23 protein-coding genes are annotated in these 25,980 nt (G+C 67.4%); 13 read left to right on the forward strand and 10 right to left on the reverse strand.

Annotated features, from left to right (window positions below; all coding sequences use genetic code 11):
- Positions 1–210 precede the first annotated feature (210 nt).
- A complete protein-coding gene (locus AB0J72_RS53220; RefSeq protein WP_363415031.1) occupies positions 211–777 on the reverse strand; it encodes a hypothetical protein in 567 nt (188 codons plus the stop codon).
- Positions 778–1,054: 277 nt separating this feature from the next.
- Here AB0J72_RS53220 and AB0J72_RS53225 point away from each other — a divergent pair, with 277 nt between their 5' ends.
- Both AB0J72_RS53225 and AB0J72_RS53230 read left to right on the forward strand, forming a co-directional pair.
- Entirely contained in the window at positions 1,055–1,552 is a 498-nt protein-coding gene (locus AB0J72_RS53225; protein WP_363415034.1) for an RICIN domain-containing protein, read from the forward strand.
- A gap of 45 nt (positions 1,553–1,597) precedes the next feature.
- Entirely contained in the window at positions 1,598–1,903 is a 306-nt protein-coding gene (locus AB0J72_RS53230; protein WP_363415037.1) for a ribbon-helix-helix domain-containing protein, read from the forward strand.
- A 276-nt stretch (positions 1,904–2,179) separates the two neighbouring features.
- On the opposite strand, the gene AB0J72_RS53235 is transcribed toward AB0J72_RS53230, so the two are convergent.
- Positions 2,180–3,244, reverse strand: coding sequence for an integrase core domain-containing protein (locus AB0J72_RS53235; protein ID WP_363415040.1), 1,065 nt, complete (start codon positions 3,242–3,244; stop codon positions 2,180–2,182).
- 362 nt (positions 3,245–3,606) lie between these two features.
- Entirely contained in the window at positions 3,607–4,932 is a 1,326-nt protein-coding gene (locus AB0J72_RS53240; RefSeq protein ID WP_363415043.1) for a hypothetical protein, read from the reverse strand.
- 186 nt (positions 4,933–5,118) lie between these two features.
- On the opposite strand from AB0J72_RS53240, the gene AB0J72_RS53245 reads away from it, so the two are divergent.
- On the forward strand, positions 5,119–6,174 hold the full coding sequence (locus AB0J72_RS53245; RefSeq protein ID WP_363415046.1) for a hypothetical protein: 1,056 nt from the start codon (positions 5,119–5,121) through the stop codon (positions 6,172–6,174).
- A gap of 694 nt (positions 6,175–6,868) precedes the next feature.
- Here the strand turns inward: AB0J72_RS53245 and AB0J72_RS53250 are convergent.
- Entirely contained in the window at positions 6,869–7,498 is a 630-nt protein-coding gene (locus tag AB0J72_RS53250) for a hypothetical protein (protein ID WP_363415049.1), read from the reverse strand.
- 55 nt (positions 7,499–7,553) lie between these two features.
- Here AB0J72_RS53250 and AB0J72_RS53255 point away from each other — a divergent pair, with 55 nt between their 5' ends.
- From AB0J72_RS53255 to AB0J72_RS53285, 7 genes are all read left to right on the forward strand, one after another.
- The gene (locus tag AB0J72_RS53255; RefSeq protein ID WP_363415097.1) at positions 7,554–8,234 is read left to right on the forward strand and encodes an IS6 family transposase; all 681 of its coding nucleotides are present in this window, start codon (positions 7,554–7,556) and stop codon (positions 8,232–8,234) included.
- Between the two features lie 278 nt (positions 8,235–8,512).
- The gene (locus AB0J72_RS53260) at positions 8,513–8,884 is read left to right on the forward strand and encodes a DUF6220 domain-containing protein (RefSeq protein WP_363415052.1); all 372 of its coding nucleotides are present in this window, start codon (positions 8,513–8,515) and stop codon (positions 8,882–8,884) included.
- A complete protein-coding gene (locus tag AB0J72_RS53265) occupies positions 8,881–10,875 on the forward strand; it encodes a multicopper oxidase family protein (RefSeq protein ID WP_363415055.1) in 1,995 nt (664 codons plus the stop codon). The genes AB0J72_RS53260 and AB0J72_RS53265 overlap by 4 nt, the downstream gene beginning before the upstream one ends.
- A gap of 87 nt (positions 10,876–10,962) precedes the next feature.
- Positions 10,963–13,215, forward strand: coding sequence for an MMPL family transporter (locus AB0J72_RS53270; protein WP_363415058.1), 2,253 nt, complete (start codon positions 10,963–10,965; stop codon positions 13,213–13,215).
- Positions 13,216–13,371: 156 nt separating this feature from the next.
- A complete protein-coding gene (locus AB0J72_RS53275) occupies positions 13,372–13,677 on the forward strand; it encodes a transposase (RefSeq protein ID WP_363415061.1) in 306 nt (101 codons plus the stop codon).
- Between the two features lie 595 nt (positions 13,678–14,272).
- Entirely contained in the window at positions 14,273–15,259 is a 987-nt protein-coding gene (locus AB0J72_RS53280; RefSeq protein ID WP_363415064.1) for an RHS repeat-associated core domain-containing protein, read from the forward strand.
- A 78-nt stretch (positions 15,260–15,337) separates the two neighbouring features.
- On the forward strand, positions 15,338–15,787 hold the full coding sequence (locus AB0J72_RS53285; RefSeq protein ID WP_363415067.1) for a hypothetical protein: 450 nt from the start codon (positions 15,338–15,340) through the stop codon (positions 15,785–15,787).
- Between the two features lie 610 nt (positions 15,788–16,397).
- Here the strand turns inward: AB0J72_RS53285 and AB0J72_RS53290 are convergent.
- Positions 16,398–17,159, reverse strand: coding sequence for a DUF4118 domain-containing protein (locus tag AB0J72_RS53290; protein ID WP_363415069.1), 762 nt, complete (start codon positions 17,157–17,159; stop codon positions 16,398–16,400).
- Positions 17,160–17,490: 331 nt separating this feature from the next.
- Here AB0J72_RS53290 and AB0J72_RS53295 point away from each other — a divergent pair, with 331 nt between their 5' ends.
- Complete coding sequence (locus AB0J72_RS53295; protein ID WP_363415072.1) at positions 17,491–18,681, forward strand: site-2 protease family protein; 1,191 nt, start codon at positions 17,491–17,493, stop codon at positions 18,679–18,681.
- Positions 18,682–18,715: 34 nt separating this feature from the next.
- On the opposite strand, the gene AB0J72_RS53300 is transcribed toward AB0J72_RS53295, so the two are convergent.
- The 4 genes from AB0J72_RS53300 to AB0J72_RS53315 all read right to left on the reverse strand — a co-directional run bounded on the left by AB0J72_RS53300 (position 18,716) and on the right by AB0J72_RS53315 (position 23,973).
- A complete protein-coding gene (locus tag AB0J72_RS53300; RefSeq protein WP_363415075.1) occupies positions 18,716–21,202 on the reverse strand; it encodes a glycosyl hydrolase family 65 protein in 2,487 nt (828 codons plus the stop codon).
- A gap of 13 nt (positions 21,203–21,215) precedes the next feature.
- Positions 21,216–22,160 (reverse strand): CBS domain-containing protein, encoded by a 945-nt coding sequence (locus AB0J72_RS53305; protein WP_363415078.1) that lies wholly within the window; start codon positions 22,158–22,160, stop codon positions 21,216–21,218.
- A 26-nt stretch (positions 22,161–22,186) separates the two neighbouring features.
- A complete protein-coding gene (locus tag AB0J72_RS53310) occupies positions 22,187–22,393 on the reverse strand; it encodes a DUF1918 domain-containing protein (protein ID WP_363415081.1) in 207 nt (68 codons plus the stop codon).
- A gap of 89 nt (positions 22,394–22,482) precedes the next feature.
- A complete protein-coding gene (locus AB0J72_RS53315) occupies positions 22,483–23,973 on the reverse strand; it encodes an AAA family ATPase (protein ID WP_363415083.1) in 1,491 nt (496 codons plus the stop codon).
- 199 nt (positions 23,974–24,172) lie between these two features.
- Here AB0J72_RS53315 and AB0J72_RS53320 point away from each other — a divergent pair, with 199 nt between their 5' ends.
- Positions 24,173–25,543: a nicotinate phosphoribosyltransferase gene (locus AB0J72_RS53320; RefSeq protein ID WP_363415086.1), complete on the forward strand. Its 1,371-nt coding sequence runs from the start codon at positions 24,173–24,175 to the stop codon at positions 25,541–25,543.
- Positions 25,544–25,587: 44 nt separating this feature from the next.
- Positions 25,588–25,818, forward strand: coding sequence for a hypothetical protein (locus AB0J72_RS53325; protein WP_363415088.1), 231 nt, complete (start codon positions 25,588–25,590; stop codon positions 25,816–25,818).
- Positions 25,819–25,863: 45 nt separating this feature from the next.
- Here the strand turns inward: AB0J72_RS53325 and AB0J72_RS53330 are convergent.
- On the reverse strand, positions 25,864–25,980 hold a 117-nt coding region (locus AB0J72_RS53330), incomplete at its 5' end, for a universal stress protein (protein ID WP_363415100.1).

The following is a 25,980-nucleotide window of genomic DNA, read 5'->3' on the forward strand; positions in this document are numbered from 1 at the left end:
GGTTCCTTCGCTTCGCGGTGTCGAAGGGCGTCAGGTCTGCGCAGCCGGGTACCCAGTTGGGGTAGGAGCCTCAGCCGAGGACGCAGGCCGCGGATTCAGAGCGTGGCGCACGGCCCGCTTGAGAGCTCCCGCCGAAGGGACGTCAAGGCTCTGGTTGAACAGCCGGAAGGTGTCCGGGTCGAAACGACGCAGGTATGCGCCAGAGTCTGTCTACATGCGACGGTGCTGCTGCGGTGCGGGACGACCGCAGCCACACCGGCTTCGGGTCGTGGTCGCCGGGCAGCCGTACCGCGGGTCAATTCGGTGAGCGTCCACACCAGAATCGGGGATGGCCGGCAGCGGCCGCCACTTTGATTCCCAGTACGAGCAGTTCGCCGTGCAGGCGCCGGTAGCCCCAGTTGGGCTTTCCCGGGCCAGGCGCAGCACCAGGGTCCGGACGGAGTGCACGGTGCGCGGCCGGCCTGGCCGTTTGGCTCGGGACTTGCGCGCGTGGCGGCGGGCGAGCAGGTCGCGATGCCAGCGCAGCACCGTGTCGGGGCGCATCAACAGCCGTACTCGGTGCAGCACGTCACGTGGCAGGCTGTGGAGCAGGGCCGCCAGGAACGCCCGATCGCTCGCGTCGAATCGTACCTTCTCCTTGCCCAGTTGGCGTTCCAGCACCGTGATCTGATGGCGCAGGGCAAGGATTTCCACGTCCTTGTCCCGATCGCTCATCGGCAGCAGCCGCAGCACCGCGAACGCGTTCGTCACCGCCAGGTACGCCAGTCGCAGCAGCACGGCAGAACATCATGCCGCATCGATCACCAGCTACGCCCAGGCCCAGCAACCGGATCAACATCTCCAACACCCCACACCGGCCTCACCAGGGCGGATGGGGTTTTCGGCAAGCGCAACGCTCCACGCCGAAACGCCTGCCGTGACGGGGCCCGTGGTTGCGCTGCGCACCTGCGAGAACCTGCCGACATCGAGTCGGCCGGGACATCTCGGTGGTGTTTCAGCGTGATTTCAGCGGTCCACGTCAGGCTGACTGCACCTACTACGAGAGGAACTGCACATGCGTCAACATCGACTTGCCACGCTGTTGCTCGCTGCGGCAGCAGCAATCATCGCAAGTCTGGCGGTCGCGCCCGCGGCCCACGCCGAAAGCCCCATCGTCAAGCTCGTGAGCAAGGCGAACGGCAAGTGCCTCCAGCCCGCCGGCAACGCCGCATTGGACCTGATCATTCAGATGCCCTGCACCGGCGCCGTCGCTCAACAATGGACGCAAGAATCGATCAACTCCACGAGCTTCCGCCTGCGCAACAGAGCCAGCGGCCTCTGCATGGAAGTCAGGGAGGGGGCCTTCAACGGAGCAACTGTCGACCAGTGGCTCTGCACCAACATCACCAACGTGAGGTGGGGCTACGGCATCAGCAACGACTTGCTGGGATCGGGAATCTCCGGCTCCTGGAGCCACTGCGTCGCGACACCGGGATCGCAGGACGGCCTGCCGGTGGGGTTGCGGTTCTGCGACGGCAACAGCACACAGCGCTGGAGCCACCTTCCCGGCTGAGATTGCGAGTAACGGCGCAGGGCGACCTCCGCACCGGGCCGACGCATGGCCCTGACGGCCTGCCCTGCCCTGCCAACAGCGCCCCCGCCCGCGATCCACGGGCGGGGGCGCCACGCCCGAACATCGCCGGACAAGTTCACTGGCATTCGGCTGCCGGTCGCGATGGTCGAGGAGCTCGACGGTCTTGCGGACGCGCAGCATGCGCGGCGCTCCGACGTCATCCGGGAGGCGCTTGCGGGCTACGTCAGGGAGCGGACAGCGCCGGTGGGGCCAGACGACGCGCAGCAGGCGCTTGAGGTGTTGCGGAAGGTCGTCGCCGGCCGGTTCGGCAACCAGGCTGAGGCGGCGTAGCCGCAGAGCCTCTGACTTGGACCCCTTTACTCGGGCGGTTTATGCTCGTGGTGACCTGGGAGAACGTGCTTGAGCACGTCGCTGGGGCCTTCGACGACTGGGGGTCAAGGGGTCGTGGGTTCGAATCCCGCCGTCCCGACTTTACAAAAGGCCAGCTCAGCTGGCCTTTTTTGTTGACCGCAATCAATGTGTTGCTCGTGCCATGACACTTGATTTTGCACGTACGCGCGTACTGTTTCCCCGAAACTGCTTGTGGGGCTCGTAAATCAGATTCGGCTACGCTGCCTGCGAGTATTCGTTGATCAACCCGCCCAGGATCGGGCGTCGGCGGACTCGAGCGGCGTTGAGGTCGACGACCTGCGCCGCCGGGTTCGGTGGTCGCTGGCCGAGTGATCTGTGTGGCCTGTGGCCGTTGTAATGCGTGGTGTACTCGGTCAGCACGCTCGTCAGGTGCCGTTCGCCGGCGATGAGGATCCGGTCGGTGCACTCGCGTCGTACCGTGCCGACCCAGCGCTCCGCGTAGGCGTTCGCCTGCGGCGCCTGGGGCGGTGTGCGAAGCACATCGATACCCGCGGCGGTGAACACGGCGTCGAACGCCGCGGTGAACTTCGCGTCCCGGTCACGCAGCAGGAACCGAAGCCCATCGGCCCGCTGATCGAGGCTCATGAGCAGATTCCTGGCCTGCTGGGTCACCCAGGCGCCGGTTGGGTGGGCGGTGACGCCGACGATGTGCACCTGGCGGGTGGCGAGTTCGACGAAGAACAGTGCGTAGATCCGTCGCAGGAGCACGGTGTCGACGGTGAAGAAGTCGCAGGCCAGGATCGTGTGGGCCTGGGCGGTGAGGAACTGCGGCCAGGTTGGTCCGGTGCGGCGGGGTGCCGGGTCGACGCCGGCCTGGTGCAGGATCTTCCAGACCGTGCTGGCCGCGATCTGGAAGCCCAGACAAGCCAGCTCACCCTGCACGCGGCGGTGGCCCCAGGTTGGATTCTCCGCAGCCAGCCGCAGCACCAGCGCACGGAGCTCCCGGTCGATGGGTGGCCGGCCGGGCCGTGCGTGCGGATACGTCCAGTGCCGGGCGATCAGTTGCCGGTGCCAGCGCAGCAGCGTGGCTGGGGTGACGAAGAACGCGGACCATCGGGATCGGGGCAGCAGCCGGGACAGCGCCGCCAGCACCACCCGATCGGCGGGCTGCAGGTCGGGGCGGTGCACCTGCCGGCGCAGCACCGCCACCTGATGCCGTAGCACGAGCAGTTCGACGTCTTTCGCGCCGCCGTCGCGGGCGATCTGGGTCAGCATCTGCAAGATCTGGCGCAGGAGCAGGTACACCAGCGAAGCGGTCATGCCTCCATGGTGGCGCTCACAGCCGGGCGGACGTCGCGCCGAAACAGCACGTCACAGACCCAAACCGAATTTACGAGCCCCACAGCTTCAGCGAGGAGGCGTTCCGCGATGTCCCGCGCGCTTGTCACCATGTCCACCGGCCAAGGGTACGTCCCCAACTGGATCATTCCGACTCGACCGCCTCGACCGCCGCCGCGCCGTCCCTACGTGATGGCCTAGCTTGTCAAGGTCGTTCGTCCAGTAGGACGCTTCACCTTGACAAGCTAGGCCATCATAAGAATTGGCATCGGTGAGGACGCCGCTGTCTGAGGCTGGCCGGATGGATTGAGAGTGAACGCTTACGTTTCATCCCATTTGTCGAGCTATGTAGCGGACGGTGGAGACCAAGGAAACGGCCTGAATTCGTACGCGTGGACAGTCTCGACGAGACCGCCGGTAACTAGTAGGCCAGGATAAAGCCCGATCACCGTACTGATATTATCGACCGTTAAAACTGGCGGCCTGGAAACATCGGGGACAAGGTGGCTAATATTATATACCTTGATGCGCCGGAAGTCGGATACCGCCAGGTATGGGTAGGCGAATTTGACTCTCCGGAACTGAGGATCGGCCTGAGGTGCAACCCACCCTGCACTTGCCGCGCCGGTTCTAAGGTCGACAAGGCTGAATTTGCTCCGATCCGCACTGATTACCGCGTACGGCCAGTCGATGGCCTCCACTTGCTGATCTTCCGACCCTACCCACACCGGGGAGCCGTCCTTGACCGAGATTAATAGCTGGTGGTGGTCGGCAGTGGCGGCGAAAACTTCGTTCGAGCCGACTGGCAGGTAATTCTGCCGGCATGCCGTGCCTGTCGCAGTGTGTATATCGAGTTCGTTGAAGTCGCGGATCGTGTTGCCGGTGTTGACGTCGACCAGCCCGGCCGTGTAGTGGCAGCCGTCGTCACGCCATTCCGTTTTTGAGCGGAGGAGCTGCTTGCCGATTGGATAACTAGACTCGGTACCCAAAGTTTCGTCTGTGCGGACGAGTGCCCCGTTCGCAGTCTCGAACATCTGAGTGCCCGTTGGACTACGAAGTCCAACAACGGCGGCGACCGGCCGTGTTTGCGGAAACCCAAATGATGGCGATGGCGGAGAGGCGGAGATGATAACGGAAGATGGGGCGTCGACCGCCGGAGTGGTCCAGCGATTTTGTCCGGTACTCGGATCTTTGCTCTCAAGGAAGCATTGGTCCATCTGTCCACCGTACGGCCGGCAGTGCAACATGATTACTCTGCCAGGAGACACCATCAAGTCGGCGACGTCGGAACTTTGCCATATCACAGCGCCATCTTTTATGGCGTACGCCGCCACTGAGTGGCGCACATAGTCGCGAGCCAAAATTGTGTTTGGCCCAGCAGCCGTTACTTCGGTGAACTCGGCGTTTACCGACCAGAACAATTTCCCGTTCTGCACATTCAGTGCTTGGACGTTATAACGGGAGGCGACGACAATGGTGTTTCCGACTCGGGTGGCGGAGGTGGCCCCTCGCGTTGCCGTCGACCAGAGCCAGTGCGGTACTTCTGGCAGACCAAAAGTGAAAATGTTTAGCTTAATGAGGGTCAATGCCGCACATAATAACGCTCCGGCGACAAGCCCGGCAATTCGGACGCCTCGCCGAAAAGCGTCGTCCGCAGACTTTACCAACACCGTGTAAGTCTATATGGTCTGCGCGTGGACGTCCGTGAGTAGATCGGATGGAATCGAATGTCCGCTAAGGTGGCACTGCGTCTCGCACGTTCACGTTGGACCGCTGTTCGCCCAGCAGTGACAGGGGTTCCTGGGTTCAACGGCGCGGAATTGCAGCTAGTATCCCGAGTGGTTCGGCGTTCGGCCGTGCTGACAGCGGCGCATGAATCGACCTTCCAGCGTGTTCAGCTGTCGGTTGGTTTCATGGTTGGCCTAATTTCGTTCCTTGCCGCGCCGATCTGGCTAGCCGACGTATTGTTGCAGAATCGAAGCATTCTCCAACTGTTCGGAATTTTCGCCATGTACGTCGTGATTACCTTGTACCTCCTGTTTAGCGGATTTATGGCAACGGCCAGCTGGCCGGTCCGACTCAGATATATAGTTGATTTTCAGGTGTCAATGTCAGTCGTTCCAATATTCTGGCTATTGAATGCCCTAAGCGATGATGAACTATTAGGCCGGTCTCTTTTTGCGCGGAGTAATTCTGAAAGCTTTATGGGAGCTTGCTTTTACGGATACATCGCTGCATGTGTTGCATATATAGGGTTGCGGGTCGGGTCCGCCGTCGTGGGCGTGGTCAACAAATTCATTGCAGCGCCGATCGCGGTCCGTAAGACCGGTGCAATGACGCCCGTCGAGATAGCCATTGAGAATATTCAGCTGCTGATCTATGCGCTCGATAACGTTCGCCAGCCATGGCGGGAAACTCGGTCGCGGCGACAGTTGACGTTTGCATTCCACGATACGATCCATAGGCTTCGCGCGAGCATTATGTTGGCGGCTTCGGTGGGCGGGGCTGACACTCAGGCCCAGGCTTCAGTCCGAACGCAGTTGAATGGACTCCTCGCAACGCTGGACGTCCTCCTAAGCCGAATTCCGAATATGACCACCGCCGCAACACTGCACGAAATCCGGTCGGAGCTTGTCGAGGTTCAGCATGAGCTGCTATGTGGGAACTGGCCGATTGCTCCCGACATGCACACACCCGTTAAATCACGACTCGCCTCGCTGGTGCGCCCAGTAACGCTCGTCCTCGTACCGGTAGCTGTGGCGCTCGCCCTCCCGATCGTGCCCGGGTTGTCGCTCGCGCCGGATGTGCAAAGGCTGATGCAAGTGGTGCTTATCCTCAACGGACTATTGTCGTTACCAATCTTCGATGCAGGACTGCGGGAAACCATTACGTCGACAGTTCAGGGGAAGTGACGCCCCGCCGAACTGCGCTGGCCCGGATAACAGCAACCGCCAGGCACAGTAGCCGTCGCAATAATTACCGGCCGGACCGGCCAGTCGAAGGTGGCGCCTGGGGGCATCGCATAATCGGGTAACTGCTGGTTATGGCGTTAATGAGATCGTGTGATCGGCGGTTGGCGTGTCTGGTTGCGCGGGCTTTGTTGGGTGCGACCTTGGTTCGGTGTTGCCGATTGCGCGTTCCGCCGGGTTGCGGTGACAGTGACTACTGGTCCGGTCCTGGTGGAGGTCTTCACGGCACGTCACGTCCCGCACGTGATGGACGCGATTTCCGATTTGCCAGTGGCGGCGGATCCAGTCCTGCTGGGCGACGATTATGTTGGGGTCAATCATGGGTGTCCTGGCAGGGCCGTCCGCGTCCGTCGCAGTCGTCTGGGGACCGGTTGGGGACCACACGTGATGCGCGATCGTGGACAACGCGCAGCTAGGAACACGCTTCGACCATGGGGCATACCGTGCCTGACGTGCGAAAAGACCAACAGCGATGACCTGGGGGTCAAGGGGTCGTGGGTTCGAATCCCGCCGTCCCGACGCAGGTCAGAGGGCTGATCCATTATTTGGGTCGGCCCATTTGGCGTTCTGGGGACCAGATCGGCCCGCGTGGCGCACCTTGACCGGTGGTTAAGACTGGAATCGCGACCGTCGGTGGTCACCTCTCAAAGGTCTTCCACGCGATGTCGAGATGGCGGAGCGGTTGCAGGTGTGCGCGATGCCGGGCGCTGGTGTACGTGCACCAGGTGGCGTCATCGTTCGGGGCGAGCTGCACGACGAGGCCGTTGCCGACATGGAACTCGGTATCGCCCGGGGGAAACCATCGGTCCCGCAGCGGCACTCGTCGGAGTCCGCTCGTAAGTCGCAGCGCCTCCTCTGAGGTGAGGTCGGCGGTGGCAAGGTACGGGCCGGCGAATGATGCTTCGTACACCGCGAAAAGCAGGAGGAACGTGGTCAGCGGATGGGGGTCGACGATCGGTTCGTCTTTCCAGTACCGGTAGAACACTGCTGGATCGGGCCTAGTCGGGTCGAGTGCGAGGACGAAGCCACCCTGGTTCTCTTCGCCGAACTCCAGCCAGCCGTCCTCGCCTGGATGCAATCTGTACGGCGGGAACAGCCGGTCCTGCCGACCGAGCACTTCATCGCGTCCGGCCGCCGCGGCATAGAACGAAGCGAGGGCGGCGGGAATCGATCGCGGCAGCACGACGTGTTTGTTCGATGGCACATCTGCGTACCAGCCGGTGATGAACTCGCGGGTCGCTACGACCGGGTCGTCCGGCATTCCCACGTCAGGCAGCCTTGAACGATGAAGTACTCGAGCCGTCGGCGTCCGTCCCTGCCACCTGTCGGCGTTCGCCGGATTCCGGTTCCCGCCCGACGTCATCGTGGTCGCGGTCCGGCTCTACCTGCGGTACAACCTGTCCTATCGCGACGTCGAGGAGTTGCTGCTTGAGCGTGGTGTCGAGGTGGACCACGTCACCGTCTTCCGCTGGGTGCAACGCTTCACCCCGCTGCTGGCCGACGCGGCCAGGTTCTGCCGGCATGCACCCGGTGACAGGTGGTATGTCGACGAGACGTACGTGAAGGTCAGCGGTGTCTGGCGGTACGTGTACCGGGCCGTCGACCAGGACGGCCAGGTCCTCGACGTACTCGTCTCTGCCCGCCGCGACGCGGCAGCGGCACGCCGGTTCCTTCGCAGGTGGATGACCATGTTGAAGGTGCGACCCACCGAGGTGGTCACTGACGCGGCGCCGGTGTACCCGGCCGTCCTCGATGAACTGGTTCCCTCGGCGTGGCACCACGTCGAACGGCATGCCAACAACCGGATCGAGGCCGACCACAGCCAGCTCAAGCACCGGCTCAGACCGATGCGCGGCCTACGAACCGACCGGACCGCGCAGACGATCATCGCCGGACACGCCTTCATGCATAACCTGCGCCGCGGCCACTACGAACTCGGACTCGACGCCCCACGCGGGCTCCGTGTCGCCGCGGCGTTCACCGAACTCGCTACCGCCGTCTGAAGACCGGCAGCACGCGCTCACACGCGCCCCTACGGTCTCCAAACGCAACAGCGCCGGTTTTCGCGGCCGGGCAACGCTCCGCGCAGACGCGCGACCTGCTACGACGACCGGCGTAGCGAGGCACCAGCCAGCTACGCCCAATTGCGTAGCCGTTGCCATCCGCTGTCTGAGGCGACGGCAGCCGCACCGGCACGACGATCACCCCATGAACGATCATCCTCACCCACATCGAGGAGCGCGCCATGCGTAAATTCTTCGCTGGCCTGGCAGCCCTGCAGATGCTGGTCCTCGTCGCACAGTTCTTTCTGGCAGCCAGCGGCGCCTTCGACACGGCACCCAACGAGGAGTCCTTCCAGCCGCACCGCGCTCTGGGCGGCGGAATCGTTCTCATCGCGGTCCTGGTTACCGTCGTCGCCGCGATCGCCCGGATGCCCGGGCGGCTCATCGGGATGAGCGGCCTGGTCGCCGGCCTCGCGCTTGTCCAGTTCCTGATCAAGGGGATCGCCACAGCGCTCGACGGCGCCTCCGGCGGGCTCGTTTTCGGCCTCCACGCGGTCAACGGTCTCGTCATCGTGGCCGTGACGGGAAGGATCCTCCGCCAGGCCAGGCAGCTGTCCGGGCCGGCCACACCCGCACGACAGGCGTCATGACCACCGGTCTGTGGATCATCCTGGACCACGTCGTCGCGCTGCTGTGCACCACCGCGTGGTTTGGATCTGGCGTCGCTCTGACGCTCCGGCGCACTCGGCTGGCGCTTGCCTGCCTCGTCGCGGCAGTGCTCGTGACGCTTGTCCGGGTGGGCACCGTGGCGATACTGGCCGGCCGGGGGTGGTGGTTCGCACAGGAGAAGGCGCTACTCGAGTTGCCGCTGCTGGGGGCCGCCGGTGCCGCCGCCGTGGTGCTCGCCGGACGGAAACTGCTCACGACCCGGCGGGGGCAAGGCAGCGGAGCATCGCTCGGTGGTGTGGTCTCGGTGTTCACCGCGGCGTACGCGGCCCTGGCCGGTCTTGTGGCGACCTTCCTGGTCGGGTATCCGCTCACCGTAGGCACGGCCTTGATCACGATCTCGCTCGTGTGCGCCGGCGCGTTGCTGACCGCACGGGTGGTCACGTCTACCGCCGACAACACCGCTGATGTGGACATCGCGCAGATACCAGAGGATCGAGGGGCGATCTCGCGCCGCCGATTCCTCGCTTGGACGAGTGGCGCGGTCATGGTGACGGCGGCCGGTGCCGGCACCGGGCTGTCGTTCCTTCCCGCCGAATCGGTGACCAGGGGAGGCGGCCCCGGGCGCTCGTCCCGAACGGCCGTGTCCGTGGCCGACCTGCGGGGCGCCGACTCACCGGCGCCGGGTGGCACCGTGCGGCGGCACATACTCACAGCGAAGAAGGCCACCGTACGACTCCCGTCCGGACGAGAGATCGACGCTTGGACCTACGACGGCGAGGTCCCCGGCCCTGCGATCACCGCGACCAAGGGCGACCTGATCGAGGTGCGACTGCGCAACGCCGACATCGAGGACGGGTTGACCCTCCACTGGCACGGCTACGACGTACCGTGCGGCGAGGACGGCGCTCCGGGTGTGACCCAGCCGGTGGTAACACCTGGTGCGGAATTCGTCTACCGGTTCCGCGCCGACCAGGTGGGCACGTACTGGTACCACACCCATCACGCGTCCCACATCGGTGTACGCAAAGGGCTGTACGGAACCCTTGTCGTGCAACCGCGCGACGGGCAGCGAGCCGACGAGCAATCCGCGCCGCAGCAGGTGGACCTGACCCTGCCCGTGCACACCTTCGACGGCACCGTCGTGATCGCGGGCAGAGACGGCCAGACCGAACAACCCGCATCACCTGGTGCATCCGTGCGACTACGATTGATCAACACCGACTCGGATCCACACCGGATCGTCCTCGCCGGTACCCCGTTCCGGATCTCGGCCGTCGACGGCCGAGACCTCAACCAGCCGGGCGACGTGAGTGACATCGGCCTGCGTCTGCCGGCCGGCGGGCGATTCGACCTGGTGTTCGTCATGCCGGACACGGCCGTGGCAGTCGTTGTCGACGACGATCTCACCGGCGGGCTGCGCCTGCGCCCGCCTGGCGGCGCCTCTGCGCGCATCGGGGACACGTCCGCCTTGCCGGAACTCGACCTGCTGCGGTACGGAGCTCCGGCCGCCGCACCCTTCGATCCCCGCAAGGCCGACCGGCACTTCACCATGGTCCTCGACCGCGGAGTGGCCATGGTCGACGGCCGACCGGCGTATGCACACACCGTCAACGGCCGAGGCCACCCCTCCATCCCCGACCAGCTCGTCGCCGAGGGCGACATCGTCCGGTTCACCGTCGTCAATCGAAGCCTGGAAACGCACCCTTGGCACCTGCACGGCCATCCGGTGCTGCTCCTGTCCAGGGACGGAACGCCGTCGACGGGCAGCCCGCTGTGGGTGGACACCTTTGACGTCCGACCCGGCGAGACCTGGGAAGTCGCATTCCGGGCTACAAACCCCGGCATCTGGATGAACCATTGCCATAACCTGCCGCACGCCCACCAAGGCGGCATGATGCTGCGACTCTGCTACGACGGCGTCACGACGCCATTCGGCGGCTCGCACGGCCGAAGCCCGGGCCATGGCCACTGATCCCGCCCGCGCCGCTCCTCTGACCGCCAGGTATGCGATCTCGAGCCGCTCCCCGCTCCCGCGGCGGTTTTGATCCTGTCCCGTGACTTGCATGACCCCAGCTCCGCGTATCGGTGGGTAATCGATGAATTTGAATGTATCAAGCAAGAATTCGAGGAGAAGATGATGACCGAGGCTCCCCGTACGGATGGAGCTCTGGCAAGGCTGGCCCGGTTCTGTTACCGACGCCGCCGCCTGGTCCTGTTGATCTGGATCGTCGGCGTGATCGCTGTGGCGTTCGTCGGCTTCAATTTCGGCGCCGCCTCTGACAACGACCGCTCCGGTGGTAACTCCGATTCCGCCAAGGCGCAGGCCCTGATCGAGAAGCACTTCCCCGAGCAGCAAGGCGACATGCTGACTCTCGCGATCAAGGCGGAGAAGGGGATCGACGACCCCGCCGTACGGCAAAAGATCGAAAAGGTCATCGCCGATCTGGACGCCTCACCCATCACCGGGCCGATCATCTCGCCCTATCAGGACGAGAACCTGGTGACGCAGGACCGTCGTATCGCCCGTACGACCATCCCGCTGACCGACAAGGATGTGGAGAAGGCCGAGGTCAAGCCTCTGGTGGACACGGTCAAGGACGCCTCCGGTGACGGCGTGACGCTGGGGCTGGGCGGGGAGAAGGCGGAAAACGCCGAGACACCCCCGCAGGGTCCGGCCGAGGGCGTGGGCGTCCTGACGGCAGCCGTGATCTTGTTCATCGCCTTCGGGTCGCTGGTGGCGATGGGCCTGCCGATCGTGACCGCGCTGCTGGCGCTCCTCGGCGGCATCGCCCTGATGAAGCTGGTGGGGCACGTGGTCCCCGCGCCGGATTTCGCTGTGATCTTCGCCGCGATGATCGGGCTCGGTGTCGGCATCGACTACGCACTGTTCATCGTGACCCGCTACAAGGAAGCCCTGGAGGACGGCGACGAGCCCGAGAGCGCCACGGTCAAGGCCATCACCACCGCGGGTCACGCGGTGCTGTTCGCCGGCACGACCGTCGTGATCGCGTTGCTGGGCCTGGTCGTCATGGGAGATCGGATGATGACCGGTCTGGCCGTCAGCACGTCGGTGGCCGTGCTGGTCACGGTGATCGCCGCGGTGACCCTGCTGCCGGCGTTCCTGGGCTTCATCGGCTACAAGATCAACTCGCTGCGGCTGCCCCGCCGCTCGTCCCGCCGGCGCGGGGCCGACGGCGTTCCGTCCGGGGAGCGTCGTACCCTCGCCGAGCGCTGGGCGGGCGTGGTGCAGTGCTGGCCGCTGGCCGCCGCGATCCTGGCCGGCGCGGTCATGCTGGTGTTGGCCGCACCCGTGCTGTCGATGCGGCTGAGCATGCCCGACGCCAGTGTCCAGCCCCACGACAGGAGCAGCTACACCTCCTACAAGATCATCTCCGAGGGCTTCGGGCCCGGTTACGGCGCACCCCTGATCTTCGCCACCGAGGTCGGCTCCTCCGGCGCCGATCTGCGTCCTGTCGTCGCGGCGGTCGGCAAGACCGAGGGCATCGCCTACACAACCCAGCCTCGGGTCAGCAAGGATGGGCAGGCCGTCATCTTCATGGCCTTCCCGACGACCGGGTACCAGGACGAGGCGACCGCGGACCTGGTGCATAAGCTCCGCGACGACGTGCTGCCCAAGACACCCGGCGGCAAAGAGGTCTACGTCGGCGGCCCGAACGCCGCCACCATCGACTACGCCGACGGGGTCAGCTCCCGCCTGCTCCCGATGATCGCGATCGTCATCGTGCTGTCCCTGGTGATGATGATCGCGCTGGTCCGGTCGGTCACGATCGCGCTGCAGGCCGCCGTGATGAACGTGCTGTCGATCGCCGCCGCCTATGGCGTGATCGTCGCGGTCGTGCAGTGGGGATGGTTCGGCCCCGCCCTCGGATTCCCCACCGAGATGCCGGTCACGACCTTCATACCGGTGACGATGTTCCCGCTCCTGTTCGGCCTGTCGATGGACTACGAGGTCTTCCTGATCTCGCGGGTCCGTGAGGAGTACGAGCGCACCGGCGACACCCGGATGGCCGTCACCCGCGGGCTGGCACGGACGGCCAAGGTCATCACGGCCGCGGCCGCCATCATGATCGCCATCTTCACGACCTCCCTGCTCGGCCCCGACGTCTCCCTCAAGCAGGGAGGTCTGGGCATGGCCGTCGCCGTGCTCATCGACGCCACCATCGTCCGGATGATCCTCGTCCCCGCGGTGATGGAACTGTGCGGCAAGGCCAACTGGTGGATGCCCGGACGCCGGGCACCCAAGTCGACCCCGGCTGCACAGGCCAGGGTCGAGGAAGAGGCCAGAGTCTGACCCTTCGGCGAGCCGGAGTGCGGGGAACCCCTGCGCGGGTTCCCCGCACTCCTACTGCAAATCTCCGGAGAGCGCGTCGGCAGCGTGAACCACTGTCGACAGGGCTTTCATGGAGATTCTTGATCATGGTCTGCTGGCTGTGGGAAGGGGAGATCCGTGGCACCACCGAAGAAGTACTCACCCGATCTGCGGCAGCGCGCTGTGCGCTTGTATCGGGAGTCAGACCCGAAGCCGGTGATCCGGCGGCTGGCCGAGCAGCTCAACGTGCACCCAGAGGCGTTGCGGAACTGGATCCGGCAGGCTGAAGCCGACGCCGGGGAGCGTACCGACCGGCCGTCCAGTGATCTGTTGGAGGAGAACCGCAGGCTGGCGCGGGAGAGCGCTGAGCTGCGGCGGGCGAACGAGATCTTGAAGGCGGCGAGTGCGTATCTCGCTGCGGAGCTGTGCGCCATGCAGCGCTGACTGATCGAGGAGGGTAGGAGACCCTCCCGCCGGACCGTCGCAGCGGTCCGGTCGAAGCCTGAGGGCAGCCTGATCCGTGCAACGGCGGGGAGGGTGGCAAGCGGCCCTGACGAAGGCGGGACGTGCCGGGACTGCCAGACGGTGCGGGCCTGTCGGCGAGGCCAGAAGGTGTAACGCGAGTGAACCAGTGGTTGAAGCTCCGTAACAGCGAAGCCGGCTCCAAACCTGGTGGATCTGGGCCGGTGTGCAGCGCACGACTATCACGGTCATCGTGGTGGTCGACTCCGAAGCCGTTTAGCTCCAACGGTGGGGAGGCCATGGTGAAGGTCAGCGGCGTAGTCGTGGCGATGCTGCCGGAGTAGAGCTGGGCACCGCCCTGGCTGATCGATGAGTTGGTGAACGTGGGAACCGACCGGCGCCCGACACGACACTGTCCATCCAGGACGGTTCGGTGGCAGGTGTGTTGCCGCTGATGGACGTCCGGTCGGGGCGGATGCCTCGTAGTAGTCGCGGGCGTGACGACCCGCCACTGGGGTCCGGGAGAGCCGGACGCAGGGCGAAGGGGGCCAGCAAGTCGTGTAGTGCGGATACCGGAATGCCAGGAGGTTGTCGCCGGTGTTGCACCGACTCCGCGGGTGCCAGTAGCTACATCTACGACACCGGCGGCACCCGGCTCGTCGGGAAGGATCCTGCCGGTGCGACGGTGTACCTGCCCGGCTACGAACTGCGCAAGGTCGGCAGCACGGTCACGGCCACGCGGTACTACGGGGTTGCCAGCCGCACCCCGGCCGGCCTGACCTGGCTCGCCGCCGACCATCACAACACCGGGCAACTCGCCGTCAACGCGGTCACCCAGGCGGTCACCCGCCGTAAGACCGACCCCTTCGGCACCGTCCGCGGCGCGGACCCGACCTGGCCGAACACCCGCGGGTTCGTCGACGGCATCCGCGACACCACCGGGCTCACCCACCTCGGCGCCCGCGAATACGAACCCGCGACCGGCCGCTTCATCGCCGACGACCAGGTCGCCGATCCGAGCGACCCGCAACAGCTCAGCGGCTATGTGTATGCCGCCAACAATCCGGTCACGTCGAGCGATGCCACGGGCCTGAGGACGTGCAGCGGCGAGGACGATTGCGCGGGCGACGAAACGCGCGGCAACCCGGGGTACAGCAACGGGACCACCGAGAAGAGCTCCGCGAAGGACAAGAACGGCAAGACCTACTACCGGCCGCGGGCCGCCCCGAAGCCGAAGTTCGAGGACCTGTGCGCCCAGGCCGAGAAGGGCTCATGCAACCCGGACCTCCTGGCGAAGACCAAGGACGTTATCCAGATCGCGGCCGAGGTCGACGCCGCCTACCTGCTGGCGCTGTTGATGCAGGAGGCCTCGACGTTCTACGACCGGACGATCATCGGCTCGCGAGCGATGCGGGCGGCCCAGGCCAACCCGTGGACGACGACCGTCGCACTCACGGTGGGCGGGGCGTTCTTCCTCGCGGGTCTCGGGTCGCTTGCCGGGACGGAATTTTACAATCTGGGGCTCAAGAAGGACTGGTATGGTCTGCACGCAGACGGGTGGTAGCAACTGTTGAGCGCACCTGAGCCGGTCGAGGGCGGTGTGAGGTCTCCACGGAGCGGTCGCCTTGTCACGGTCCTGGCGGTGGCGATCGGCGTGATGTTGGTCGGCGCGGTCGGGGTCTGGTGGTATGTGCGGTCGGAGCAGCCGCCGCCATGCGTCGCCGGGCTCCGCGTCGACGGCTTCGAGGAGACGCATCGCTGGTATGACGGCGTCGAGGACGTGTCGAGGACGTACTTGGTCGGGCCGGTCGGCGTCGACCCGATCCAGGCGTTCCACCTGCACCAGGTGAAGTTGCGGGATTCGCCGCAACTGGGCAGCTACGGTGCGTACGACGCAGTCGCCAGCGGATACCAGCCCGAAGGGGTGACACCGTCCGCGTCGGTGGTCGTCTACCGGCTGGGAAAGGCCGCCGAGCTCCGCGGCGATAGGCGCAAGCTCGTGTTCGAGCGCGCTGATCTGTCGGATGCGCAGCGTGCCGCGGTGCAGAACGGCACGGCGACGATCCTCCTCGTGCAGGTGCTGTGCGCTTAGCGGATATCTCCTTGTTCCATGAGCCTTTGATCTCGATGATGACGGCTACGCGGTTGGCGGTGGTTTCGTCGGTGGGCTTGGTGCGTGTTGCGGCTTCGACGAGGATGTCGGTTCGTTCTCCAGCTCCGGTGAGGGGATCCGTCGGTTGACCATGACCTCGCGGTTCACGATGATGCCGCGTTCGGTGAGCCGAAGCGTCAGTTCACCGCACCGGACTTGACCCCGGCACGCCGAGGCGTTCGGCGCGGCATGAACGACAAACGCCAGTTCCGGCCACTGGCCGGGCTTCGGCGGCGAGGTGATTCGTGGACCCCTTTACTCGGCCGGTTTATGCTGGAGGCGACCTGGGAGCACGTGCTTGAGCACGTCGCTGGGGCCTCCGGCGACCCTGGGGGTCAAGGGGTCGCGGGTTCGGATCCCGCCGTCCCGACATTCTGAGGGTTTCCGCAGGTCAAACTACCTGCAAGGCCTCGTTTCATTCTTTGATTTGCATGTCTGGTCAAGCATGTCGCTCCTGGATCCCCTTGACTCAACTTGTTCGGTTCCAAACGGTTTGGAACCGGGCGTGCTCGAACGGACCCTGGAGGTCCTTTCGTGGTCACCCATTCGGTCAGGGTCGGTGATCGGGCCTGGTGGTGCGTACAGCGTCGAATGCCTCGGCGACCTGGTCGGCGAGGGTGACCGCGACGAGCCGGGCCTGCAGCGGCACGGCATCGCCAGGGGTGGGGGTGAGCATGAAGCGCCCGTAGTAGACGCCGTCCGCGCAGACTCTGAGTTCGACGTCCTCGTCCGGTAGCTCGCCCGCCTGCGACGACGAGTGCATGGGTTTTGGCGTGATGCTGCCGTCGGGTTCGAGCCGCGGTGGACGGCCGAGCAGAAGTCCCTGCTCGAACCGGCATCCGCGCAGGTGCAGCAGGTCGACCAGCTCGGGGCGGACCTGGTTGACGATCTGGTTGGGGGCGGCGCCGGACTGGACCAGCTGGGTCGTCCGGTAGATCTGGGCCAGGTGGTCGGCGTCGGTGATGGTGACGAGGCGCAGACGGTTGGCCCGCGCGGCCAGCTGCGACACCGCCAGGCCGACGGCGAGCAAGAGGATCGCCGTGAGGACGTCGGTGTTCGCGGCGATGGTGAACCGCTCGTACGGCTCGGTCAGGAAGTAGTCGAACCACGCTGCGGCGGACAAGGCCGCGAGCGCGCCAGCCAGGCGGTTGCCGATGGCGGCCACCGCCACGACAGCCACCACCAGGACCAGCGCCAGGTTCGCGCCGGAGATCGCGGTACGGAAGGGAATCAGGACCAAGGCGACGGCCAACGGCCCGAGGACTGCCGCCGCGAGCGCGATCCGTTCCCGGCTGAAGGAGGAGCTGAGCATCGTGTATCGCCTGCCTCTTCGCCCAGCGGTAACCGTCTCCTGTGCTCGCCGAAGTAGCGCCCGCGGCGTTCATGCCGGTAGCGGTAGCCGGTTCGGTCAGCAAACGTCGCGGGCGTCGGTCGACTTCCAGCGTATGCCCCCAGATGACCAAGGCGCTGACGCGTCAGCGGCCCGGCGCGACTCGCAGACCGCCGCGTGGCCGGGAGCAGAGACGTTCTTGCTGTAAGACGGTTCGAGGTCGCCGGCCTGCGGGTAGCAACGCAAGGTTGCTGCTGGCTCGGGTCCGCGGGAACCGCGGGCCGGGCGCCGTTACGGGAGGTCGGTGGTGGCGATGCGGCAGACCGCGCGGCTGGGCCGGTTCTCCGGTATCCCGATCGGGGTGCACTGGTCCGTTTTCGTGATCATGCTGCTCCTGGTGCAGGGGCTGGCGTCGGTGATCCTGCCCGGCGGGGCGCGGGGGTATGCGACGGCCGTGTACTGGGGTGTGGCGGTGGTCGTGGCGCTGCTGTTCCTGGCCGCGCTGCTGGCTCACGAGCTCGGCCACGCGCTGGTCGCCCGGCACTACGGAGTCCGGGTACGCGCGATCACCCTGTGGATGCTCGGCGGCGTGTCCGAGTTGGACGGCGAGCCTCCGCACGCCCGGGCCGACCTGCTGATCGCGTTGGCCGGACCGGTGGTGAGCCTGGCCGGTGCCGGGGTGTTCGCCGCCGGCGCGGCTGTCGCATCCGCAACGGACGCCGGCTCGCTGGCAGTCACCGGGCTGGCGTGGCTGGCCGTCGTCAACGCCATCCTCGGGGTGTTCAACCTGCTGCCTGGCGCACCGCTGGACGGCGGCCGGGTGCTCGCTGCCGTCCTGTGGTGGGTGCGGCGTGACCGGGCGGCCGCCCGCCGCGTCGCCGGCCGGGTGGGGATGGCGCTGGGCGCGCTGCTGATCGCCGCCGGTCTCCTCGAGGTGCTGCTGGCCGCCAACCTCAGCGGGTTGTGGCTGGCGGTGCTGGGGTGGTTCGTCGCGTCGGCCGCCCGCGCGGAAACCACTGACGTGATGCTGCGCAAGACACTGGCCGGGGTTCGGGTCGGCGACGTCATGACGGCACCAGTCGCATGTGGCTACATCAGCCAGTCCGTCGCGGACTTCGTCGCCACCGTGGCGCGCCGCCACCCGCACCGCATCTTCCCGGTCCTGGACCTGGACGGACGGCTGGTCGGCCTGGTCAGCCTCACCACGCTCGCCAAGGTTCCCGGCACCGACCGGGACCGGACACGACTGGGCGACGTCTCGGCGCCGGTCGACCGGACCCATGTGCTGGACCCGGCCGCCCCCCTGATGGACGCCGCCCCGACGGTGCTGGCCGGCGGCCACCGGCTGACCCCGGTCGTGACCGACGGCCGGTTGACCGGCATCGTGACTCCCGGCGACCTTGCCCGCGCCACCGAACTGGCCGAACTGGGCATCACACCGGACCGCGGCGGAGGAGACACGGCCACGCCGGGAACCTGCGCACCGGCGAACATCCACCGGTAACAGACAAGCCCGGCGCCACTGCAGCTCGGCTCGGTCAGCCGGGCATTCGCCGACCCGCCCCCGGGGTGTGGTGGCGATCGTCGGAGCACCCGGCCTCACCCTCACCGACGGCCGTGCCGCGTTGCGAGACGGGGAATTCGACGATCTCGCCAGGGGCGAGCAGGACCGCCTCGCCGCGGCAACACAGCCGGATCGGTGGCTGTCGGCCGGGGCCGGCCTCGACCCGGACGGTGTCCCCGGTGATTCGCAGCGTCAGTGGGAGCGCCCGGTAGCGGATGTCGAGTTCCAGCACGCCCAGGTGCGGAGGCCAGTACGGGTTGAGCATCAGCGTGTCGTCGCGGGTCTCCACGCCGGCGAAGCAGCGCTGCAGCACGTCCACCGATCCGGCCATGGCCGCCAGGTGTATGCCCTCGGCGGTGGTGCCGCCCTGGATGTCGGCGACATCGGTGTCGAGCGCCTCGACGAAGTAGCGCAGCGCCTGCTCGCGATGGTTGCGGGCGAGGACCCATGCGTGCACCACCGCGCTGAGTGTGGAGCCGTGTGCGGTACGGGACAGGTAGTATTCGATGTTCTTCGGTATCGCGTCGGACGGCAGCGAGTAGCCGAGCCGGTCGATCAGCACCCCGAGCTCGTCGGCGGACAGCAGGTAGAAGAGCATCAGCACGTCGGCCTGCTTGGATGCCTTGTACCGGTTGGGGCTGTCGCCCCGCGACTCCAGGATGCGGTCCAGGCGGCGGATGTCACCGTAGCGGTCGCGGTGGACGTTCCAGTCCAGCTCGGCGAGGTCCGCGTACCCGTCGAACTGGTCGATGATGCCGTCGGGCCGGATCGGCACGTACATCCGGCGGGAGACGTCCTGCCAGTGCTGCGGCTCACCGGGGGCGATGCCCAGCGTCTCGACCAACTCCGCGCGGCGATCGGCGCTGAGCAGGTCGAGGACGTCCAGCGCGCGGAGCATCACCCACGCCGTCAGGACGTTGGTGTAGGCGTTGTTGTCGATGCCCTCCTCGTCCGTGTGCGGATAGCCGGTGTGGAACTCGTCCGGGCCCATCACGCCGCGGATGACGTACCGGTCGCGGCCGTCGTCGTAGTCGGCCAGCCCGGCGAAGAAGCGAGCGATCTCCAGGATCATCTCGGCGCCGTAGTGGTTGAGGAATTCCAGGTCGCCGGTGACCTGGTAGTACTGCCAGACGTTGTACGCCACGGCGAGCCCGACGTGGCGTTGCAGCCTGGTCGAGTCCCTGACCCACCGTCCGGACAGCGGGTTGAGGTGCAGTCGTTGGCTCTCTTCGCGTCCGTCACTGCCGGACTGCCACGGATACATCGCCCCGCTGTGGCCGGCGGCCCGGGCGGCGGCGCGGGCCCACGGCAGCCGTCGGAACCGGTAGCGCAGCAGCGCGCGGCTGAGCAACGGCATCCGCAGGTTCAGGATCGGGAAGACGAACAGCTCGTCCCACAGCACGTGTCCTCGGTACGCCTCGCCGTGCAGCCCGCGGGCCGGAATCCCGACGTCGGCGTCGACGCTGTTCTCCGACACCGTCTGCAGCAGGTGGAACAGGTGCAGGCGCACCGTCGGCAGTACACGGCGCTCCTCGCCCTGCATCGAGATGCGGAAGCGCCGCCACAGGTGCCGCCAGGCCAGCACGTGCTCGTCGAGCAGCTCGTCGAAGCCGGCCAGCCAGCGTGACCGTTGCACCGCCTCGTCGGCGGGATCGGAGATCGCGTTGTCCCTCGACGTGTGGACGGTGACGAGCTTCTCGACGGTGACCTGCTGCCCGGCCGAGACGCCGATCTCAAGTTCGTGGCCGATGCGGCCCGGCTTCCGGCACACCCTGCGTCCGGCGTCGACCGGGCGCCCTTGGCTGAGGACCTGGGTACGCGCGGCCTCGGCCACACGGATGTGTGACTGGTTGGTCTGCACCACGCACAGCACGGTGTCCGTGCCCGCCGGTTCGGCGTCCAGCAGCATCAGGTGCTGGCCGGACAGGTCCTGGTAGCGGGCCACCCCTTGGTTGCTGGTGGTGGCGTCGACTTCGGAGCGCACGGTCAATGTCCCTGACCAGCTCTCGGGCGTGAGCGTGACCTGTAGCCCGCACACGTGCTCGTGGCGCAGATGCACGAATCGCCGCTGCGTCACCGCCGTGACCCGGCCGTCGCTGTCACGTACGCGAAACTGGCGGGTCAGCACGCCGCGCCGCAGGTCGAGCTCGTGCCGCTGGTCGAGCAGCTCCACGCCGGCATGACCCAACCACGGGCCGTCATCGGCTCGGAACGTCAGCGGCAGCCAGTTGGGCAGGTTCACCAGGCTCTCGTTCTCGACGGTGTCGCCCGCGGCGTCGTCCTGCAGGCGGTTGTAGCAGCCGGCGGCGTACGTGCCCGGGTAGTACGGCCCGCCGGCGTCGCGCTCGGGCAGGGCGCCGCGGGTGGCGAGGTAGCCGTTGCCGAGGGTGCACAACGCTTCCCGCAACCCCTCACGGGCCGGGTCGGACCCGTCGAACTGCAGCGTCCATGCCTCCGTCACGGGCGCAGCCGTCCTACGATCCTGTCCGGTGCGCGCCGGACCGTGCGGCCACGCGGACCGCGTTCACTCCAACCGTGGTGTGTACCAGCGCCTCGGCGACCGCGAGCTCCGTGTCGTCGTCGAAGCCGCCGTCGACGGTCGCCGTGGCGTCGTGGACCGCGACCGACCAGCGGTGCCGCCCGCCGGCGTAGCTGTCGAGGCGCCGCTGCGCCTCGCGCTGGGCGGAGTCGTCGGTGGGCAGGATCGTCCGGAGCACGTCGCACCGGCTGACGATGCCGATGACGTGCTCCTCGAAGACGACCGGGATGCTGTGCACGCCCTGCTCCACCATGGCGGCCGTGATGGTGGAGACGTCGGCCTCGGGCCAGGCCACCAGCGGCAGACTGGACATCACCTCGCCGACGCGCGGCGTGGGGGCGCCCCGGCCGCCCGGAGCCACGCCGCCCGCCGCGGCAGCCGTCTGCTGCCGGAGCACGTCGAGTTCGCTGATCAACCCGACCAGGGTGTCCTGCTCGTCGACGACAGGCAGCGTGGTGATGGACTTCTGCTCCAGCAGCGCCACCGCGTCGGCCAGCGGCGCATCGGCACGTACGGTGTGCACCGGCGCAGTCATGATGTCTTTGGCGTGCATTGTCGGCTCCTCAGTGGTGCGGCCCCTCCGGCAGTTCGCCGGGTGGCGCCCGATCCGGCCAGGATGACGCCGAGGCCGGATCTCGCCTGCGCTTCTGCGCGTTTCGCGATCGGTTCGCGCGCCATTGCCGCTCGCTTCCCGTGCGGGAATCGGTGAAACCTTCCTGCCTCGCCGGGCCGGCCGCCGCGTTCTGCACGGCCGGCCGGCGGCGAAACCGTTGCGCACGAACTGGTTGTGGTCGATCACGACACTGCCGCCGGACTGCACGCCCGGCGTGTCGAACAGCACGCCGGCCGCCGCGTTGTCGCGGAACGTGTTGTGCGACACCGTGGTGCCGTCAGGGCAGCGCTGGATCAGCCCGGTGTTCCCTCGGTGTGGGCCGGTTCGATGTGCGCGTCGGACCCCGGGAACACCAGCGCCTCGTGGTCGGTGTCCAGCCAGCGGACCACGTACGGCGGGGTGCCGTCGTCGTGTCGCAGGGCGGTGATGACACCGATGCGCCGATGGTCTCCGACGTGCGTGCCTTCTTCGATGAGCCGGTCCCCGATGTGTGCTTGCACGGCAATCGTTTCCTCCGCATCGTTCCTACGATCGATTCCATTCCCCGGGCGCTGCGACTCATGCCGAGCCGAGCACCTGGCGGCTTCCTTCATGTGTCGGTCAGCGGTTCCTGTGCCGTGTCGGCCGCGCCGTCGCCGGTCGTGGTCTCGTGCGGACGGGCCAGCCGGGCCGCCCGCTCAAGGGACCGGTCGGGAGTTTCGTCGGTGCGGACCGTCGTCGCCTGCGGCCACGGGTCGGCGTGTGCGGCCACCGCGGCGGCGATGTGTTCGTCGGCGTCGGAGATCGCATGTGTTCGCTGGCGTAGGCGGGCGACGGCGACGGCCGGTGCGGCTTCGCAGCGCAGCTGCACGAGCGTGCTGCGGGTGCGTGCGGCGATTCCTGCGGCGGCGTCGCGGTGTGCTTCGCGGGTCCAGGAGGCGTCCAGGATCACGGATTCGCCGCGGTGGAGCAGCGCTTCGGCCCGGGCCAGGAGCTCAGCGTAGGTGCGTCCGGTCCAGTCCGGGGTGTAGATGCCTTCCTGATACGGCGCGGCCGCTGGTTCGCCGGGGGACAGGCTGGCCAGTTCCTTGCGGATCCGGTCGGTGCCGAGCAGGACGGCGCCGAGGCGGTCGGCGAGCCGCCCGGCGAGGGTCGTCTTGCCGGTGCCGGGCGTGCCCCCGACAAGGACCAGGGTGACCGCGCCGGCGCGTAGGTGCGAAACGGTCAGCTCGGCGTGCTCGGCCGCATCGGCGGCCGCGTGCCGGTCGCCCTGGGCGTGGCGGAGGCAGGCGACCTTGGCGCGGACGAAGGCGCGGTAGGCGATGTAGTGATGGCGGAGCGAAGCGGGTGCGGGATCTGCGGAGTATTCGGCGTACCAGTCCAGGAACCGCGCTCCGAGCGCCGGCGCGCCGAGGCGTTCGAGGTCCATGGCCAGGAACGCGGCGTCGTCGAGCCCGTCGAGCCGCCGTAGCTGGTCGTCGAACTCGATGCAATCCAGCACGCGGGGTCCGTCGTCGAGGCAGAAGATGTCGTCGGCGAGCAGGTCGCCGTGGCCGTCGACGATGCGTCCGGCCGCCATGCGGTCGGCCAGCAGCGGCTCCCGGCCGGTCAGGAAGTCGACGGTGCGTTGTTCGATCTCGCCGGTGAGGTCGTCATCGAGGACGCTTCCGCGGTACGGGCGGACCTGCGCGAAGCTGTCGGTCCAGCGGCCGAGGATCGCCGCCGTGCTGCCCTGCGCGGAGATCTCAGCAGAATGCCGGCTTGCGGCGTGGAAGGTGGCGACCAGCCGGGCCAGGCGCCGCACCTGATCGTCCACGGGGACACCCGCCCTGATTAGCGCCGCCAGCCGCCGATGTGCCGGCATCCGCCGCATCACCACCAGGTGATCGCAGAGCAGGCCGTCCGGGCCGTGCACGTCGGCGACGCCCAGATAGACGTCGGGGGCGATTCTGCGGTTGAGCTCGACCTCGCGCCGGCACACCGCCTGGCGGCGTTCGCGGGTGGTGAAATCCAGGAACCCCAGGCCGACCGGCTTCTTGAGCTTGTACGCCCGGTCCCCGACCAGGAACACGACCGCCGTATGCGTTTCGTGCACCGCCACGAACGGCTCACCCGAACCGCTAGAAGCGTTCCCCACCGGAAACGACACGCCACCACCTCATCGTTCGGCCGCACTGGTTCCGTTCGCCCCGTGGTTCCCCGGCCAGGGCGACCCATGCCGACCAGAGTGAACGCAGAACAACTGGGGAGATGAGGACCGGTAGCTGTTTCCGGCCGGACGGGAGGGGGTGAGGATTCCCATGACCGGCTTGTGCACCGACATGTACGAGGTGCGGATGGCGGCGGCCTACCTGCGCCGGGCGATGGCCGGGCCGGCGACGTTCAGCCTGTTCGTCCGGCGTCTGCCGGCGGACCGCGGGTTTCTGGTGGCGGCAGGACTGGCGGAGGCGCTGGACTTCCTCGAGGGTTTCCGGTTCGAGGAGGACGAGATCGAGTACCTGCGGCAGGCCGCCGCGTTGGATGCCAGGTCGTTGGCGGCCCTGCGCGAGATGACGTTCACCGGCGACGTGTGGGCCGTGCCGGAGGGGCGCCTGGTTTTCGCCGACGAACCGCTGCTGGAGGTCACCGCACCGTTCGCCGAGGCGCAGTTGGTCGAGACCGCAGTGCTCAACGCGGTCACGTTCGGCACGACGGTGGCCAGCAAGGCGGCCCGCTGCCGGCTCGCCGCGCCGGACGCCGAACTGATCGACTTCGCGTTCCGCCGCACCCAGGGCCTGGGCGCGGCGGCGACCGTGGCGCGGTGCTCGGCGATCGCCGGCTTCGCAGCGACCAGCAATCTTGCCGCCGCCCGCCGGTACGGGCTGCGCCCGTCGGGGACGATGGCGCACTCGTACATCGAGGCATTCCCCGACGAGCGATCGGCGTTCCGCGCGTTCGCCACGGACTTCCCGGACAATCCGATCTTCCTGGTCGACACCTACGACACCGAGGCGGGGCTGCACGCCGCCGTGGACGTCGCGGCCGAACTGGGCCTGACCGGTCGGCTCGGCGTCCGGCTGGACTCCGGCGACCTCGCCGTGCTCGCCGGCCGAGCGCGGCAGATCCTCGACGCCGGAGGGCTGCGCCAGGCCATGATCGTCGCGAGCGGCGGACTCGACGAGCACGCCGTTGCCGCACTGGTCGCGCAGGGCGCACCGATCGACGCTTACGGCATCGGTACCAAGATGGGCGTCTCCGCGGACGCCCCGTCGCTCGACAGCGCCTACAAACTCGTCGCGTACGGCGACCGCCCGGTGATGAAGCTGTCCACCGGCAAGGTCACCTGGCCCGGCGCCAAACAGGTGTACCGGCATCCCCGCGCCGACGAGGGTGACGTGCTCGCCCTGCGCGAGGAGCCGGCTCCCTCCGGGTGCGAACCGCTGCTGGTGCCGGTCATGCTCGGCGGGCGGCGCACCGCACCGGGCGACCCGGTCGGCGAGCTCCGGGCGGCCCGGGACCGGTGCGCCACCGAACTGAACTGGCTGCCCGCGACCGCCCGGCGGCTGACCGGACCCGTGCCCGTGCCGGTGCACACCACCACACCGCTGCGCACGGTCGCCGCGCGGCTGACCGCAAAGCTCTGCGCCCCGCTGAGACACTACTCACCGGTCCATACCGGCTTGCCTGCCTGAACATCCGTCGGCATGAGCGCGGCTGGCCGGCCCGGTTCCCGGACGTGCCGATCGAACGGTGCGTCGTTCACGGCCCGGACGTGGAGCACGGCATCGTGGCCCTGACGCGGGACGCCTGCATGATGGTGGTGGCCGCGCGGAGCCGGCTCGAGACCGGCGTGCGGATCCTCGGCCCGGTCACAGGTGGACTGCTGCGTGATGCGGGCTGCCCCGTGGCGGTTGTCGCCGCGGCGGATCGGCTGCTGAGCGCGCCGAACGGCGACATCTGCGGGTAGACGATCGGGCACGTCGCCGGGGCTGCGCCGGGGTTAGGAGCCGCGTTACGACGGCCCGGGCCTCTCGTGGCGGACGACGGCGACGGGGCAGGCCGCGTGCTGGACGGCGGTGAGTGACACCGAGCCCAGCAGCAGCCCCGTGAACCCGCCGCGGCCGCGGGA

Origin of the sequence: Dactylosporangium sp. NPDC049742, assembly GCF_040674675.1 — a bacterium.
Taxonomy (GTDB): domain Bacteria; phylum Actinomycetota; class Actinomycetes; order Mycobacteriales; family Micromonosporaceae; genus Dactylosporangium; species Dactylosporangium maewongense.

Excerpts from the sequence above, each read along its gene's own strand:
- AB0J72_RS53295 (WP_363415072.1), top strand. The coding sequence starts at position 17,491 with ATGCGGCAGACCGCGCGGCTGGGCCGGTTCTCCGGTATCCCGATCGGG.
- AB0J72_RS53260 (WP_363415052.1), top strand. The coding sequence starts at position 8,513 with ATGCTGGTCCTCGTCGCACAGTTCTTTCTGGCAGCCAGCGGCGCCTTC.
- AB0J72_RS53225 (WP_363415034.1), top strand. The coding sequence starts at position 1,055 with ATGCGTCAACATCGACTTGCCACGCTGTTGCTCGCTGCGGCAGCAGCA.
- AB0J72_RS53235 (WP_363415040.1), bottom strand. The coding sequence starts at position 3,244 with ATGACCGCTTCGCTGGTGTACCTGCTCCTGCGCCAGATCTTGCAGATG.
- AB0J72_RS53265 (WP_363415055.1), top strand. The coding sequence starts at position 8,881 with ATGACCACCGGTCTGTGGATCATCCTGGACCACGTCGTCGCGCTGCTG.
- AB0J72_RS53230 (WP_363415037.1), top strand. The coding sequence starts at position 1,598 with ATGGCCCTGACGGCCTGCCCTGCCCTGCCAACAGCGCCCCCGCCCGCG.
- AB0J72_RS53290 (WP_363415069.1), bottom strand. The coding sequence starts at position 17,159 with ATGCTCAGCTCCTCCTTCAGCCGGGAACGGATCGCGCTCGCGGCGGCA.
- AB0J72_RS53320 (WP_363415086.1), top strand. The coding sequence starts at position 24,173 with ATGACCGGCTTGTGCACCGACATGTACGAGGTGCGGATGGCGGCGGCC.
- AB0J72_RS53280 (WP_363415064.1), top strand. The coding sequence starts at position 14,273 with ATGCCAGGAGGTTGTCGCCGGTGTTGCACCGACTCCGCGGGTGCCAGT.